Raw genomic sequence first — 15,911 nt, 5'->3', positions numbered from 1 at the left:
CCGCCCAGGCCATCGGGGCGTCGTAGGACCGGCCGGATACGGGTACGTACCAGGATCAGACAGCGATACCGCTGCCCTGCCCGGGAGATGTGTCTGCGGTGCGCCGGCCGCCGAGGTGGATGACGTCGAGGCGGCCCTGTGCGTACTGGTCCTGGATGCTGCGCTTGTCGTACTTGCCCACCGAGGTCTTCGGCGCCTCCGCCATGATCACCCACCGCTCGGGCACCATCCAGGAGGCGATGCGCTCGGCAAGGAAGTCGCTCAGGCAATCGACGCCGACGGTCTCGTCCCGTAGCGATACGGCGGCCAGCGGGCGCTCGCCCCAGCGCTCGTCCGACACTGCGACCACCACCGCCTCGGCCACGGCCGGATGCTCCACCAGCGCGTTTTCCAGGGCCACGCTGGAGATGAATTCACCGCCGGACTTGATGACGTCCTTGGCCCGGTCGACCAGGGTCAGAAACCCGTCGGGGGTGATGCGGGCGATGTCTCCGGTCCGCAGCCAGCCGTCGGCGGTGAAGCTGTCGGCCGGTCGCTGCTGTGGTGCGTCGGCGCCGCCGTGGTAGGCCCGGGTCACACAGGGGCCGTAAAGCTGCAGTTCTCCGGTGGCCGCGCCGTCGTGCGGTGCGAGGACGCCCTCGTTCATGAGGCGGTAGCGGACCGATGCCGGGAACTGGCCCTGGGTGACGCGGTAGGACCACTCCTGGTCGGCGTCAAGACCCCGTGGGGGGAGCGCCGTGACCATGAGCGACGAGGTTTCGGCCATGCCCCAGGCGTGCAGCAGCTCGATGGAGTGCCGGTCGCGGTAGGCGGCCATCAGGGCGGGCGGACAGGCCGCGCCGCCCACGATGCCCCGGCGCAAGCTCGTGGTGTCGTAGTGCCGGCTGTCCAGCTCGTCCAGCAGGGCGGCCCAGACGGTGGGCACGGCGCCGCCGAGGGTGGGCCGCCCCTGCTCGATCGCCCGCGCCAAGGCGGGCGCCTGCACGTGCCGGTCCGCCATCAGCAAGCCGGCGCCGGTGAAGAACGCCGCGTGCGGGATGCTCCAGGCGTTGACATGGAACATGGGGACGATGGGGAAGAGGGTCTCGCGCGCAGTGAGGTCGTACCGATTGGGCGCCGCCACCTGCAGACAGTGCAGGTAGATCGACCGATGGCTGGAGACGACGCCTTTTGGGTTTCCGGTGGTACCGGAGGTGTAGCAGATCGCCGCGGCGGTGCGCTCGTCCAGGTCCTCCGCCCACGAGTAGTCGCCCGGCCGCGCGGCGATCAACTCCTCGTAGTCGTGCAGCTCCCCGGTGAAGTCCGGCAGGGCCCGGCGCGCGTCGTCGCCGACGCCTCCCGCACCCGCACCCGCGACGACGACATGCCGTACGACATCCGATACCTGCGACAGGACCGGAGCCAGCGTCTCCAGCAGGCCCGCGTCCACCACGATCACTTCGTCACGGGCATGCCGCAGGGTATAGGCCAACTGCCCTGCCGGCATCCGAATGTTGTGCGGGTGAAGCACCGCGCCCATGGCGGGTACGGCCAGGAACAGCTCCAGGTGGCGGACGTTGTTCCACATGAAGGTGCCGACCACGCTCTGCTCGTTCTCCGGCCGGGTCCCGGTACGTACGCCCAGACGGTCACGGAAGGCGTGCGCCAAGCACGCCGCCCGTTCGCCCACCTCCGCGTAACTGCGCCGGTCGAATCCCTCACCATTCCAGGTGGCTATCTGGGAGACCCCCTGCACCGTGGAGCCGTAGCGCAGGATGCGGGCCAGGGAAAGCGGTACGTCCGACATGGTGCTGTGCATAGCGAACCTCCGGATCGAGTGACGCTGCGGAAGGCGCGGAAAGCGCGGACGGTGTGGAATGCAGGGCCGGAGCATCGTCGGCCCTCGGCGCTGAACGTATTCCCGTGGCACGGGTCTTGTCGCTTTGGGGCCCCGTCTTACGTGGCTTACCGCGGAACGCTCATGAGCAGCTCTTGTGGGACACCGGGCCTGAAAAGCTGTGCCGCTGACCGGGTCCTCGGCCCGTGGTATCCGGACTGCCGAACGACGGCTCAGTATGGCTTTGGCCTGCAGTGACGAGCTGCGCCCAATGACCCGACATCCGCGGCTCTCCACGTGAGAGAAGCCGGTGTTGGCGCAGAGGGTGTGCCGAAGGAATGCAAAACGATACCTGCACACCCTTCACGCGCCTTGTGCACACCCTTGCGGCGGTCCGGTACCGCGCCCTCCAAAAGCGCCTGCCGAAGACCCGCGCACACCCTCTAGGTTCCGCTTACAGGAAACGACCCGCTGAAGGCGTGGTCCCGCCGCCTCACGCTTTTCCGAGGTGCCAAGTCGCGAGGCGCGGCAGGGCCCGGCGCGCGGGTCGCCATTTGAGCAAGGATCAGTCCGTTCCGCTGGTCGGATGAGGAGATGCGAGCGGTGAGTCCGTGCGGCAGTGAGCCCTACGCTTACGACGACGATGACGATGACGAAAAGGGCGCCGACGCCTTACGCACCAAAGCCTTGCTTTCGCGCTTGCGGAGCCGCCAGGGACGGCCCGTACCGCGCCCGGCAGCCCAGCTGAAGCCAGTCGTGGACGACCGTCGCTTCACGGACCCGGCCTGGAGCTCCACGCCGCACTACCGGGCGCTCCTGCGGTCGTACCTGACGTGGCGCGACCTCGTCCTCGCGGCGGCGGAAGCACCGTACTTGCCGACGCGGCGACGTAAGCAACTGCGATTCCTGGCCCGATTGTTCACTGAAGCGGTGGCACCGACCAATGTCCTCCCCGGGAATCCCGCGGCACTGCGCCACGCCGTCACCACCCGCGGCACCAGCCTGGTGCGGGGCACGAACCACCTCCTGGACGACCTCGTACGCCGCCGGGGCCGCCCCGCCAAGATGCCGCCCGGCTCCTTCCAACTCGGCAAGGACCTGGCCGCAACTCCCGGCCGCGTTGTCCATCGCAACGAGCTGATGGAGGTGATCCAGTACGAACCGCAGACCCCGGACGTCCACCAAGTGCCGTTGCTGCTCGTCCCGGCGTGGGTCAACAAGTACTACATCTACGATCTGTCCCCCGGCCGCAGCCTCACCGAATGGGCGGTACGCGAAGGGTTCACGGTCTTCACCGTCAGTCTGCGCAATCCCGGTCCCGCGCAGGCCGGTCTCGGTCTGGACGACTACTTCCGGCGCATACCACTGCGCGCACTGGACGTCGTACGACAGATCACCGCATCCCCCCAGGTCCATCTGACAGGAGTCTGCGCAGGCGGCATGCTCACGGCAGCCACCGCCGGCTGGCTCTCCGCCGGGAACACCCCAGTGGCCTCGCTGACCTTGCTGATGTCCGCCCTCGACTACACATCCTTCGCCAACGACGGAGAGATATCGGATGCAGAAATCTCCGCGGTGACCCGCATCCTCTCCCGACGCAAGGGACTGGTCGACGGCGGCAGAATCAGCTTCCTCTTCGACCTGCTGCGCGCTGCCGACACGATCTGGCAGCCGCTCGTCTCCGGCTGGCTCCTGGGAGAGCGGCCCCAGCCCTTCGACATCTGGGCATGGAGCGAAGACGGCATCGACGTGCCCAGCGTCCTGTTCCGGCAGACCCTGCACATCGCGGCCGACAACTCGCTGGCCCGCGGCCGACTGCGGCTCGCGGAACGGGCCATCGACCTCTCCCGTGTCACTCAGGATGCCTTCGTGGTCGCCGCGGAACGCGACCACATCATCCCCTGGGAGTCGGCCTACCGCAGCGCCCGGTTGCTGGGCGGCGAGACCGCCTTCCACCTGGTGCCCTCCGGACACGTGGGCAGCATCATCAGCCCGCCCCGGCCTCGCGCCACCTACCGCACCCGCCAGGGCCGCCTGCCCGACAACCCGCACGACTGGCTGGCGGACGCGGCACCGAAAAGCGAGTCCTGGTGGGCCGCGTGGACACGCTGGCTCGCTTCGCGCTCGGGCCCGCGCGTCCCCAGCCGTACGCCGGACAGCGCGCGCTACCCGGCCGGCGCTCCGGCGCCCGGGCACTACGTCCGGCCTCGCTGATGTCCGCCGCCCCGGGCCCCATGGGCGCGCGCCACATTTCAGGACAACACCCTGACCGAGACGGACCGAGACACCCACCGAGAAACCTGAGACGGGAGACCCTGTGCCGTTGGACGCCACGAAGAAGATCGGAACCCTGAACGTCTCGCCCCTCGCCCTGGGCGGCAACGTCTTCGGCTGGACCGCCGACGAAGCCACCTCCTTCGCCATCCTCGACGCGTACGCGGAGGCCGGAGGCAACTTTCTGGACACCGCCGATGCCTACTCCGCGTGGGTGGAGGGCCACACCGGCGGCGAATCGGAGGCCATCATCGGCAGATGGATGTCGGCCCGCAAGAACCGCTCAGACGTCATCGTCGCCACCAAGGTGGGCGCCCACCCGCAGCTCGGCGGCCTGTCAGCCGACAACATCACCAAAGCCGTGGACGCCTCCCTCGAACGGCTGGGCACGGGCTACATCGACCTGTACTACACCCATGTCGATGACGAGAGCGTGCCCGTCGAAGAGTTCATGAGCACCTTGGACACGCTGGTGGCCGCCGGCAAGGTCCGGGAACTCGGCGCCTCCAATATCTCCCCGGCCCGCCTGAAAGAGGCCCTGGCGTTCTCCGAGCGGGAAAGCACCGTGCGCTACACCGCCGTCCAGCCCCACTACAACCTGATCGTCCGCGACCGGTACGAGGGCGCCCCGGCGCGTACGGCAGCCGAACACGGGCTGGCCGCCGTGCCCTACTTCGCCCTGGCCAAAGGCTTCCTGACCGGCAAGTACCGGCCCGGCAAGGACGTCCGGAGCGCGCGCAGCCGTCAAGCCATGCGGTATCTCGCCACTCCCCGGGGTCTGCGCGTCCTCGACGCCCTTGATGCTGTCGCTATCACCCACCGTAGCGAACCGGCGGCCGTCGCCCTCGCCTGGCTGGCCGCCCAGCCCACCGTCGCCGCCCCGCTGGCCAGCGCCAGCACGGTCGGGCAGCTCTCCGCGCTCATGCACTCCAGCGAACTCACCCTGACTCCCGCCGAACTGGCCACGCTGACGGACGCCTCGGCCTGACCCACTCACCGAGCCCCAGGCACTTCGCACCCTGCGGCACACCACTCAGCTGGTGCAGTTGCCACCCAGCCCCCGAACAGGAGAAGCAGCATGACCACCTTCAGCCTCAAAGCGTCGCTCGCCGTCGTCGGCCAAGGCGCCGTCGAACACGAACAGGTAATCCTCTGCCAGGACTCCCACACCGGCCTCAAGGCCGTCATCGCCATCCACTCCACCGCCCTGGGCCCGGCCGTCGGAGGCACCCGGTTCCAGACGTACGCCTGTGACGAGGAAGCCGTATCGGACGCCCTGAACCTCTCCCGCGGCATGTCCTACAAGAACGCCATCGCCGGTCTTCCCTACGGCGGCGGCAAAGCCGTCATCATCGGCGACCCGTCCAGCGCCAAATCCGAGGAACTTCTGCTCGCCTACGGGCGGTTCGTCGCCTCCCTGGGCGGCCGGTACAGGACCGGCTGCGACGTGGGCACCTGTCCGGCGGACATGGACGTCATCGCCCGCACCTGTCGGTGGACCCTGAGCTGTACCCACGAGAACGGCGGCGCGGGCGACACCTCGATCCTCACCGCCCGTGGCGTGTTCCAGGGCATGCGCGCGGCGGCCCTCCACCGCTGGGGAGCCCCGTCCCTTCAGGGCCGTACGGTGGGAGTCAGCGGGGTGGGCAAGGTCGGCCACCTCCTCGCGAAGCACCTCGTCGCCGCAGGCGCCCGCGTCCTGGTCACCGACATCCACAAGGAAGCAGTACACCGCCTGACAAAAGAGCTTCCCGAACTCACCGTCGTCGACGACACCCACACCATGACCCGGACCAAAGGCCTGGACATCTACGCCCCCTGCGCCCTCGGCGGCGCCCTCGATGAGATCGTCGCCGCCGAACTCACCGCCGACATGGTCTGCGGCGCGGCCAACAACCAGCTCACACACCCGCACGTGGAACAACAGCTCGCAGACCGGGGCATCCTCTACGTCCCCGACTACGTCGTGAACGTCGGAGGCGTCATCCAGGCGACCAGCGGACCCCAGGGAGTCACACCCCGCCAGCTCGAAATCAAGGCCGAGCGCATCTTCGAGACGACCCTGGCCGTCCTCGAACGCGCCGCAGCCGACGGAATCCTGCCCGGCACCGCCGCCGACCGCATCGCGGAACAACGCATCGCCGCACCGCCCCGGACCCGCACGGAAAGGACACCGGCCCAAGCCGGCTAAACACCACCTGCATCGACCGGTCACTGCATCCCGCTGACTCGCCGGATCGAGCAGCTCACTGAGCAGATCAAGGACGTGGAACACCGTTTGACCCGGCTCGCGGAACGCCATGCCCCGCGGCTGCTCGCATTGGTAGGCATTGGCCCGGACACGGCCGTGGCTCTGCTGATCACAATGGGGAACACCCCGGAGCATCCGGGCAGCGATGCATCGTTTGCCGCACTGTGCGGAGTCAGCCCCATCGAGCGCTCCTCGGGAGCGCGGCAGTACCGTCGCCTCAACCGTGGCGGCGACCGGCAGGCTACGAGGCGCTAGCCGTTTCGTTCGGATCATCGCACCCTTGGCGTGTGAGCGCGCTCATCGGGTACGACGCCTCCGCCGGCCTCTGTAGCCTGACATCGCTGTACGTTGGCGGAGCTGACCGTGGAGAACACACTGTCCGTGGCCGTCGGGGCCGCTATCGGCCTCATATGGGTGGTGTTCAGGTCGGGGTCACCGTGCGCCGACAGGACCGCATGTGGCTCCGCGAACTCCGGTCAGGACCTCGCTCGTAGGGGCGCGGTCGGCGGGTTGGAGCGCTAGCGGGCGGCGCCGCTGCTCGGCCGTCCACTGCGGATCGGCCCCGATCGTCGGCACGTTGGTGCGCTGCCCCGGTCGTGAAGTCACCTGAACAAGGATGTTGGCTTCTGTGCCGTATGACGATCGGCCGGAGTCAGATCCAGGATGTGCCAAGGGCTGAGGGCGAGCATGTTCAGTGTTCCAGGGTGGGGGTGTTATGAGGGGCGGGAGGATTGGTGGGTGCTGTCCCAAGTCTGGGGTCTGACTCATGACTTTTCTGACCAAGGTGTCCCGGTCACATAGTGTCGGCCGTTGGCTGGGGATGGTGCGTTGTTGGTGCCGGGCTGGCGGGGCGTGTCCCGATAGGGGCCTGCCGATTGTTGTGGCGTCCTCACGATTCTGACCGCCTGACGCGGCCCGGTACCGGCAACGCGACGCGTCATTGGACTGGGAAGGAACGGGTATGGCGACTTCGACCGTGTCCAGTAGGTTGCCTGCTTCGAAGTCCCGCTGTCGGCCGTCCGGCGGGGGAGGTGGTGCTGGGAGTGGATACGCATCGTGATGCGCATGTGGCTTCGGTGCTCTCCTTGGCTGGGGCGGTGTTGGCCACCGGCGAGTTCCCGGCCAGCGCGGTTGGTTACCGGGATCTGCTGAAGTGGGTCAGGAAGTCGGGAGTCGTGAGGCGGGCTGGGGTGGAGGGGACTGGCTCCTACGGGGCGTCCTTGACCCGCTATCTGTTGGCCCAGGGCGTGGACGTGTTTGACGTGAACTGGATGGACCGGGCTGATCGTCGTCGGCGCGGCAAGTCGGATCCGCTCGATGCCCAGAACGCGGCGCGAGCCGTATTGAGCGGGCGGGCCTGTGCTCGGGCGAAAGCGGGCGACGGGCCCGTGCAGATCGCGAGAATGTACAAGCTCACGAAGGCATCGGCCGTCAAAGCCCGCACCCAGGCCATCAACCAACTCAAGGCCGTCCTCGTCACTGCTGACCCCGCCTTGCGGGAAGAACTGGCCCCCTGGGTAATGCCGAACTCTTCCGTACCTGTGAGCGGTTCGCCGATGCGAGCAGTCGCGAGAACGTCGGCAGGGAGTCGGTGCTGCAGGCCACGCGGATCACGCTGGGTCTGCTCGCCAGCCGGATCGGCCAGCTCTCCGAGCAGATCCGGGAGGTGGACGCTCGCCTGGCCCGCCTCGTGAAATGCCATGCCCCGCAACTGCTTGATGTGGTGGGCATCGGTCCGGACACGGCGGTCACGTTGCTGATCACGGTGGGAGACAACCCGGAACGCTTGGACAGCGAGGCGTCCTTCGCCGCGCTCTGCGGGGTCAGCCCCGTCGAGCGCTCCTCGGGACGCCGGCAGGTCCGTCGCCTCAACCGTGGCGGCGACCGTCGGGCAAATGCTGCGCTCCATCGCATCGTGTTCACCCGCCTGCGGGTCGATCCGCGCACCCAGGACTACTACGAGCGCCGGACCAAGGAGGGTAAGACCCGACGTGAAATCGTCCGTTGTCTCAAACGCTACGCGGCCCGGGAGGTCTTCCACCTGGTCAAACAGCTACGGCCAGGACCCCGCTCATAGCGGCTGCCGTGACAGATGAGAGGGTCTGGCGGGTGAGTGAGACACCAGTGAACACCCTCCAATACCGCTTTGACGGGCCAGAAGACGCCCCTGTCCTGATCCTTGGTGCCTCACTGGGTACCACATGGCACATGTGGGACCGGCAGATACCCGAGCTGGTCCGGCACTGGCGGGTCTTCCGCTTCGACATGCCGGGGCACGGCGGCGCGCCCGCGCACCCCTGCGGGTCCGTCGGGGAGCTCGCCGGGCGGCTGCTCGCGACCCTCGACGAACTGGGCGTGCGGCGCTTCGGGTACGCGGGCTGCGCCTTCGGCGGGGCCATCGGCGCCGAGCTGGCGCTGCGGCATCCGGAGCGGGTCGCCTCGCTGGCGCTGATCGCCGCGTCGCCGCGGTTCGGCACCGCCGACGAGTTCCGCCAGCGCGGGGTCATCGTGCGCAGCAACGGCCTGGACCCCATCGCCCGCTCCGCGCCCGACCGCTGGTTCACGCCCGGCTTCGCCGCCGCCCAGCCCGCGATCACCGACTGGGCCGTGCAGATGGTGCGCACCACCGACCCGGGCTGCTACATCGCCGCCTGCGAGGCCCTCGCCGCCTTCGACGTCCGCGCCGAGCTGGGCAGGATCGGCGTGCCCACGCTGGTCCTCGTCGGCTCCGAGGACCAGGTCACCGGGCAGGGCGAGGCCCGCACCCTCGTCGCCGGGATCCCCGACGCGCGGCTCGCCGTCGTGCCGGGCGCCTCGCACCTGGCGCCCGTGGAGCAGCCCGCCGCGGTCACCGATCTCCTCGTACGCCACTTCTCCACGGCCTGGGAGGACACGCAGGCGGCGATCACGCCCCCGCCCGTCAAGCCCGTCCTGTCCCCGCCGCCCGTCGCTCCCGTGGCCGCGATCGGCCCGGCGGAGCAGCCCGAGGCCGTGGTCGGCACCGTCCGGCACGACCCGTACGAGGCGGGCCTCAAGGTCCGCCGCGAGGTGCTCGGCGACGCCCATGTGGACCGTGCCCTCGCCGCGGCCGACGACTTCTCCGGCGACTTCCAGGAGCTCATCACCCGCTACGCCTGGGGCGAGGTCTGGAACCGCCCCGGCCTGGACCGCCGCTCGCGCAGCTGCGTCACCCTCACCGCCCTCGTCGCCGGCGGCCACCTCGACGAGCTCGCCTTCCACACCCGCGCCGCCCTGCGCAACGGCCTCACCCCGGCCGAGATCAAGGAAGTGCTGCTCCAGGCCGCCGTCTACTGCGGCGTGCCCGCGGCGAACTCCGCCTTCAAGGTCGCCCAGGCCGTGATCCGTGAGGAAACCACGCCCCAGGAGTAGCAGGATGCAGGATGGGGACGGGCGGATGCAGGATGGGGGGATGACTGGCATGACGATCCCCGCGGACAACGCTCCCGCGCGCGCGAAGCGCATGACGTTCACAAAGAAGTCCCACGCGTGCGTGCGCCTCGAAAAGGACGGACGCACGCTCGTCATCGACCCCGGCGGCTTCAGCGAGGACGACGCCGCCGTCGGCGCCGACGCGATCCTCGTCACCCACGAGCATCCCGACCACTTCCACGAGGGCCGGCTGCGGGCCGCCCTGGAGGCCCGCCCCGACGCCGAGATCTGGACCCTGAAGTCGGTCGCGGACCAGGTCGCGGCCGCCTTTCCGGGCCGGGTGCACACCGTCGGGCACGGCGACACGTTCACGGCCGCCGGGTTCGACGTCCAGGCGCACGGCGAGCTGCACGCCGTGATCCACCCGGACATCCCGCGCATCACCAACGTGGGGTACCTGGTCGACGGCTCGGTCTTCCACCCCGGCGACGCCCTGACCGTCCCCGACCAGCCGGTGGAGACGCTGTTGCTGCCCGTCATGGCGCCCTGGAGCAAGATCTCCGAGGTCATCGACTACGTACGAGAGGTCGGGCCGCAGCGGGCCTACGACATCCACGACGCGCTCCTCACCGACCTCGCCCGGCCGATCTACGACCATCAGATCGGGGCCCTGGGCGGCGCCGAGCACCTGCGTCTGACGCCGGGGGAGACGGCCGAACTCTGACTGTCAGTGGCGCCCGGTAGGTTGTGGGACATGCGCATCGCGACCTGGAATGTGAACTCGATCACCGCTCGGCTGCCGAGGCTGCTCGCCTGGCTGGAGAGCACCGGCCCGGACGTGCTGTGCGTCCAGGAGACCAAGACGACGGCCGAGAGCTTCCCGGCCGCCGAGCTGCGCGAGCTGGGCTACGAGTCGGCGGTCCACGCGACCGGCCGGTGGAACGGCGTCGCGCTGATCTCCAAGGTCGGCCTCGAAGACGTGGTCAAGGGCCTGCCGGGCGATCCGGGCTACGACGGCGTGGAGGAGCCCCGCGCGATCTCCGCGACCTGCGGCCCGGTCCGCCTCTGGTCGGTGTACGTGCCCAACGGCCGTGAGGTCGAGCACGCCCACTACGCGTACAAGCTCCAGTGGTTCGAAGCCCTGAAGGCGGCCGTTGCCGGGGACGCGGCGGGCTCGCGGCCCTTCGCCGTACTGGGTGACTACAACGTCGCGCCGACCGACGACGACGTCTGGGACCCGTCGCTCTTCGTGGACTCCACACACGTCACGCCCGCCGAGCGCGCCGCCCTCGCCGACCTCCGGGGGGCGGGCCTGACGGACATCGTGCCGCGCCCCCTCAAGTACGACCACCCGTTCACTTACTGGGACTACCGCCAGCTCTGCTTCCCCAAGAACAAGGGCATGCGCATCGACCTGGTGTACGGCAACGAACCGTTCGCGAAGGCCGTCACCGACTCCTACGTGGACCGCGAGGAGCGCAAGGGCAAGGGCGCCTCCGACCACGCCCCGGTCGTCGTGGACCTGGACGTCTGACCCCCGGCCAGAGGGCCTGGACCCCTGGCTCAGGCCGCCAGCTTCCGCAGGTCCACCGACGAGGCCAGCGCCGCGAGCCCCGCGTCCCCGGGATGCAGGTGATCCCCACTGTCATAGGCGGGCAGCATCCGCGCGGGGTGCGCGGGGTCACGGAGCACCGCGTCGAAGTCCAGCACGGCGTCGAAGTCGCCGCCCTCGCGGAGGTACGCGTTGACCGCCTCCCGTCGGCCGTTCGCCGCCGCCGTGCAGAGCGACTCCCCCTCACAGGGGGCGATCGTCGCCGCCACGACACGCAGCCCCCGGGACCGGGCGCGGTCCGCGATCTCCCGCAGTCCCGCGATTACCTGGTCCGCCGATGTGCCCCAGCGCACGTCGTTGACGCCCTCGAAGACCACGACCGTGCGCGCCGACGTCTGCGCGAGGACGTCGCGGTCCAGGCGGTGCAGGGCGCTCACCCCGCCGGTGTCGGTGGAGACGCCGTCGCCCGGGTAGCGGTCGGCGATCACGCGGTTGGCCGAGATGCCCTGGTTGAGGACGCCGTAGCGCGGCACGTCGGACTGGTTGAGGAGGCGCGTCGCCAGGACGTTGGGCCAGCGGCGGTTGGCGTCCCGCGTCGACTTCACGCCGTCGGTGATCGAGTCGCCGAGCAGCACCACGGAGCCGGGCCCGCCGCCCACGTCGACGCCGGTGAGCAGCGGCAACGTCGTGATCGTCGAGGTGTACGCCGCCGGGGAGCCGTCCGCCGCGTGGTCACCGGGGGCGCTGACATACGAGCGTTGGATGGCCTGGCTGTGCACGGGCGCCGTCGCCACGGGGCCGGGCAGATGGAAGCTCACCAGCAGGTTCGCGTCGGCGGGCACGTCGAAGCCGAGCGGATCGCTGAACGCCTGGGCGCCCGCCGGGATCTCGGTGCCCGTCCGGCCCCGGAACGACAGCCGCCGCGGCTCGCCCTTGGCCCGCGCCCCGGCCTTCTGCACCGCCACGGTCGCGCCGCCGATCCGCACCGGAGCCGCCGCGAAGGTGTTGTCGAGCCGGACGCGCACCCGGGGCCCGCCCGTGCTCGTGTGCACGACGAGCCGTACGGTGCGGTCGCTCCAGGGCCCGACGGCCGTGTACCCGGCGGTGGACGCCGACCAGCTGCCGGTCCACCCCTTGGCGGGCGCCCGCACCGACAGGGCGAACACATGCAGGTCAGGGGCGCCCGGATCCCGCGGCAGCTCCACCGAAGCCACCTCGCGCCCCCGGGCGAGCGGCACGGTCACCACGTACAACCGCGCCTTCTCGACGATCTGGCCGCCGGGCGTGTTGATGTGCGGCAGGGCGACGGACTTCGTGGCGAGCGGGCCCGAACGCCAGTCCGGCGCGGTCAGCCGGTAGCCGCCCCGCGAGCCGTCCCGGTAGCGCACCGTGCCCGTGCCGCTCGCCTCGCCGCCCGTGCCCGCGACCAGGAAGGCCAGGGCGTCCCCGCGGCCGCGCACCCGCACCGACTGGCCGTCGGCCCGCACGTTGTCCGACTCGCCGGGCTCCGTGCGCGGCCAGGTCAGCCGGGCGCCGTCCACCCCCAGGGACCGCCCCGGAGTCCAGCCCGCCGCCGTCAGGTCGCGCGCCGAGAGCGACCCGCCCGCCCCGTCGAAGTCCGCGCCGCCGGGCCGGGCGTCGTCGCTGACCGCCCTGTTGTCGAAGAGCCGCTCCAGGGGGAGCGGCCGGGGTCTGTCAGGAGCGGCGTCCGCGGCCCCGGCCTCGGCGGTGGCCACGGGGACGATGCCCGTGCAGAGGGCGAGCGCGACGGCCGCCCCCCGGATACGTCGGCGCACGACAGTCCCCTCCCACGTGATGACAGATGCGCCACGAAGCTAAGGAGACGTCAGAGACACGTCAATGAGTCGCGCGTGGACACGGCGTGAACTCACCTGGACGCGCTCACCGGCCCGCCGACACCAGCCCTGTCTCGTAGGAGAGGACCACCAGCCGGACCCGGTCCCTGGCACCCGGCTTGGCCAGGAGACGGGCCGGATACGTCTTGGCGGTGGCCACGCTGAGACAGAGTTCCTCGGCGATCTCCGTGTGCGCGGTGGGCCCGTGCGGCGCCGGCTCCCTCGCCCCGTCCGGCACCCGCCCGAACGCCTCCGCGCGACCGGTGTCGCTCTCGCGGGGGACCGGCAAGAACCATGTCTCCCGGTTCCTCAGCCGTCTCGCCCTGCGTGACCGCACCCGGGCCGCCCCGCGCGTCCGTGACCTGGGGCTGCTGTGAGCGTCGGTCCGGACCTCGCCGCGCGCGGAGCGATGCATCGGATTCCGTGATCAACTTGCACCAGATACATTCTGGTGAACGTGGACATTCGCTCCCGGGTGCGACGGAGAGGCCATCATGAACATCCCGTTCCTCGGCAAGTGGCGCAGGCAGCACTCCGCGGCGGAGCCGGCGGGCGAGGGGCTCGCGGCCGTCTTCGAGGATGATCCGCAAGGAGTGGCCGCGCTGCTGTCCGAGTGCGAGCTGCTCCGCTCCCAGGCGGCCGTGGCCGGGCTCGAACTGGACGACTCCCCGGCGTCCTTGACCGCCCTCGACCAGCTCCTGCCCCGCTGGCGCGACGACCCGGAGCTGCTGCCGTGGCTCGGCAACGACGCGGGCCTCTATCTGGGGACGGTCGTGGTGCGGACCGTGCCGGGCGCCACCTGGCACGTGTGGCCCGGCGGCAGTCCCGTCGTGCGGCTGAAGTCCGGACGGGACATCCCGGTCGTCGAGGCGGGGCTCGACTGGGCGGTGCAGGGGGCGCCCGAGCTGTCACAGATCTACGCCGAGGTCGCCGAAACGTAATACGCAGAGACCGCCGAAACGTAATCGGAGTTGCCTCAAATACGGTTAATGCCCATACGAGCGTGTCGTCCAGTAAGTCCCGTTTTCACGTGGATAGTTTGCGCGGACGTACACAGCTGAGAGTGGGCAGGTCTTGCCATGGCCGTCGATCCGTTGATCGAGCTGCGTGATGTGAACAAGTACTACGGGGAGCTGCATGTCCTCCAGGACGTCAACCTCACCGTCGGCAAGGGAGAGGTGGTCGTCGTCATCGGCCCGTCGGGGTCGGGCAAGTCGACACTGTGCCGGACGATCAATCGGCTGGAGACCGTTCAGTCCGGGGAGATCAGACTCGACGGGCAGCCCCTGCCCGACGAGGGAAAGTCACTCGCCAGGCTCCGCGCCGAAGTCGGCATGGTCTTCCAGTCCTTCAACCTCTTCGCGCACAAGACCGTTCTCCAGAACGTCTCGCTGGCGCAGACCAAGGTGCGGGGCCGCAAGAAGGACGAGGCGGACCGCCGCTCCCGCGAGCTCCTGGAGCGCGTGGGCCTGGCCTCGCAGGCCGAGAAGTACCCCGCGCAGCTCTCCGGCGGCCAGCAGCAGCGCGTGGCCATCGCCCGCGCACTGGCCATGGACCCCAAGGCGCTGCTCTTCGACGAACCGACCTCGGCCCTCGACCCCGAGATGATCAACGAGGTCCTTGAGGTCATGCAGCAGCTCGCCCGCGAGGGCATGACCATGGTCGTCGTCACCCACGAGATGGGCTTCGCCCGCTCCGCCGCCAACCGCGTCGTCTTCATGTCCGACGGCCGCGTCGTCGAGGACCGGGCCCCCGAGGACTTCTTCACCCACCCGGAGAGCGAGCGCGCCAGGGACTTCCTCTCCAAGATCCTCAAGCACTGACGGGGGCGACGTGCTCGTGAAGCGACACACCATGCGTACGACGCGTACGACCCGGCTCGTGGCGGCGCTCATCCTGTCCGCGCTCACCTCCGCCGCCTGCGGAAAGGACGGCAGCCCGCCGACCAAGGGCCCCGCGGCCGAGGAGCTGCCCAAGTACCGGGTGGCGACCGGCTTCCAGCTGCCCGAGTCGGGGACCTGGAAGCAGGCCAGGAGCCGCGGCCGCTTCGTCGTGGGGGCCAAGGAGGACCAGCCCTATCTCGGCGAGAAGGACCCCGCGACGGGCACCTACTCGGGCTTCGACATCGAGATCGCCAAGATGATCTCGGCCTCCCTCGGCCTGGACCCCAAGAAGATCGAGTTCAGGACCATCGCCTCGGCCAACCGCGAGACGGCCCTGCAGAACGGGCAGATCGACTACTACGTAGGCACCTACACCATCAACGACAACCGCAAGAAGCTCGTCGGCTTCGGCGGCCCCTACTACATGGCCGGCCAGGGCCTGCTCGTGCGGCACGACGATAAGGACATCAAGGGCCCCGGCGACCTGGACGGCAAGCGCGTCTGCTCGGCCGCCGGCTCCACCCCCTACCAGCGCATCAAGCAGGACTACCCGAAGGCCACCCTCGTCGCGTACGACACGTACTCCGTCTGCGTCGACAACCTGCTGACCTACCAGGTCGACGCCGTCACCACCGACGACGCGATCCTCATCGGCTACGCCGCCAAGGTGCCCGACGAACTCAAGGTGGTCGGCAAGCCGTTCTCCGAGGAGCCGTACGGGATCGGGGTGCCCCGGCGCGACAACGCGCTGCGCCTCGCCGTCGACGACGCCCTCGCCGCCGGCGAGAAGAACGGCGACTGGAAGAAGGCCTACGACGCCACGCTCGGCCTCTCCGGAGTGCCCGCGCCGAAACCGCCCGCCATCGACCGCTACCCGGCGAGCTGAGGA

12 protein-coding genes and 2 pseudogenes are annotated in these 15,911 nt (G+C 69.8%); 11 read left to right on the top strand and 3 right to left on the bottom strand.

The window, feature by feature from the left end:
* Positions 1-55: 55 nt before the first annotated feature.
* The gene (locus tag ACWDVB_RS06155; protein ID WP_451514066.1) at positions 56-1,786 is read right to left on the bottom strand and encodes a long-chain-fatty-acid--CoA ligase; all 1,731 of its coding nucleotides are present in this window, start codon (positions 1,784-1,786) and stop codon (positions 56-58) included.
* 786 nt (positions 1,787-2,572) lie between these two features.
* Here ACWDVB_RS06155 and ACWDVB_RS06150 point away from each other — a divergent pair.
* From ACWDVB_RS06150 to ACWDVB_RS06115, 8 genes and pseudogenes are all read left to right on the top strand, one after another.
* A complete protein-coding gene (locus tag ACWDVB_RS06150) occupies positions 2,573-4,030 on the top strand; it encodes a PHA/PHB synthase family protein (RefSeq protein WP_451514067.1) in 1,458 nt (485 codons plus the stop codon).
* A gap of 109 nt (positions 4,031-4,139) precedes the next feature.
* Positions 4,140-5,078 carry an aldo/keto reductase gene (locus ACWDVB_RS06145; protein WP_451514068.1) on the top strand — a complete coding sequence of 313 codons (939 nt, stop codon included), beginning with the start codon at positions 4,140-4,142 and terminating at the stop codon, positions 5,076-5,078.
* A 90-nt stretch (positions 5,079-5,168) separates the two neighbouring features.
* The gene (locus ACWDVB_RS06140; RefSeq protein ID WP_451514069.1) at positions 5,169-6,281 is read left to right on the top strand and encodes a Leu/Phe/Val dehydrogenase; all 1,113 of its coding nucleotides are present in this window, start codon (positions 5,169-5,171) and stop codon (positions 6,279-6,281) included.
* 75 nt (positions 6,282-6,356) lie between these two features.
* Positions 6,357-6,596, top strand: coding sequence for a transposase (locus tag ACWDVB_RS06135; protein WP_451514070.1), 240 nt, complete (start codon positions 6,357-6,359; stop codon positions 6,594-6,596).
* Positions 6,597-7,333: 737 nt separating this feature from the next.
* Positions 7,334-8,418, top strand: a pseudogene (locus tag ACWDVB_RS06130) (IS110 family transposase).
* A gap of 32 nt (positions 8,419-8,450) precedes the next feature.
* A complete protein-coding gene (gene pcaDC / locus ACWDVB_RS06125; protein WP_451514071.1) occupies positions 8,451-9,731 on the top strand; it encodes a bifunctional 3-oxoadipate enol-lactonase/4-carboxymuconolactone decarboxylase PcaDC in 1,281 nt (426 codons plus the stop codon).
* A gap of 91 nt (positions 9,732-9,822) precedes the next feature.
* A complete protein-coding gene (locus ACWDVB_RS06120; RefSeq protein ID WP_451514267.1) occupies positions 9,823-10,455 on the top strand; it encodes an MBL fold metallo-hydrolase in 633 nt (210 codons plus the stop codon).
* A gap of 30 nt (positions 10,456-10,485) precedes the next feature.
* Positions 10,486-11,265: an exodeoxyribonuclease III gene (locus tag ACWDVB_RS06115; RefSeq protein ID WP_451514072.1), complete on the top strand. Its 780-nt coding sequence runs from the start codon at positions 10,486-10,488 to the stop codon at positions 11,263-11,265.
* Between the two features lie 29 nt (positions 11,266-11,294).
* On the opposite strand, the gene ACWDVB_RS06110 is transcribed toward ACWDVB_RS06115, so the two are convergent.
* Complete coding sequence (locus ACWDVB_RS06110; protein ID WP_451514073.1) at positions 11,295-13,079, bottom strand: SGNH/GDSL hydrolase family protein; 1,785 nt, start codon at positions 13,077-13,079, stop codon at positions 11,295-11,297.
* Positions 13,080-13,185: 106 nt separating this feature from the next.
* A pseudogene (locus ACWDVB_RS06105) lies at positions 13,186-13,335 on the bottom strand (DNA-binding response regulator); the annotation flags it as partial.
* A 298-nt stretch (positions 13,336-13,633) separates the two neighbouring features.
* Between ACWDVB_RS06105 and ACWDVB_RS06100 the strand changes: the two are divergent.
* The 3 genes from ACWDVB_RS06100 to ACWDVB_RS06090 all read left to right on the top strand — a co-directional run bounded on the left by ACWDVB_RS06100 (position 13,634) and on the right by ACWDVB_RS06090 (position 15,908).
* Positions 13,634-14,080 (top strand): DUF6278 family protein, encoded by a 447-nt coding sequence (locus ACWDVB_RS06100; protein ID WP_451514074.1) that lies wholly within the window; start codon positions 13,634-13,636, stop codon positions 14,078-14,080.
* A gap of 138 nt (positions 14,081-14,218) precedes the next feature.
* Positions 14,219-14,962, top strand: a complete 744-nt coding sequence (locus ACWDVB_RS06095) for an amino acid ABC transporter ATP-binding protein (RefSeq protein WP_451514075.1) — start codon at positions 14,219-14,221, stop codon at positions 14,960-14,962.
* Positions 14,963-14,993: 31 nt separating this feature from the next.
* Positions 14,994-15,908: a glutamate ABC transporter substrate-binding protein gene (locus ACWDVB_RS06090; protein WP_451514268.1), complete on the top strand. Its 915-nt coding sequence runs from the start codon at positions 14,994-14,996 to the stop codon at positions 15,906-15,908.
* The last annotated feature ends 3 nt before the right edge of the window (positions 15,909-15,911 follow it).

This window comes from Streptomyces sp. NPDC003379, from assembly GCF_053589195.1.
The sequence above is the reverse complement of the archived record's forward strand: the minus strand, read 5'-3'. Positions and strand labels throughout refer to the sequence as shown.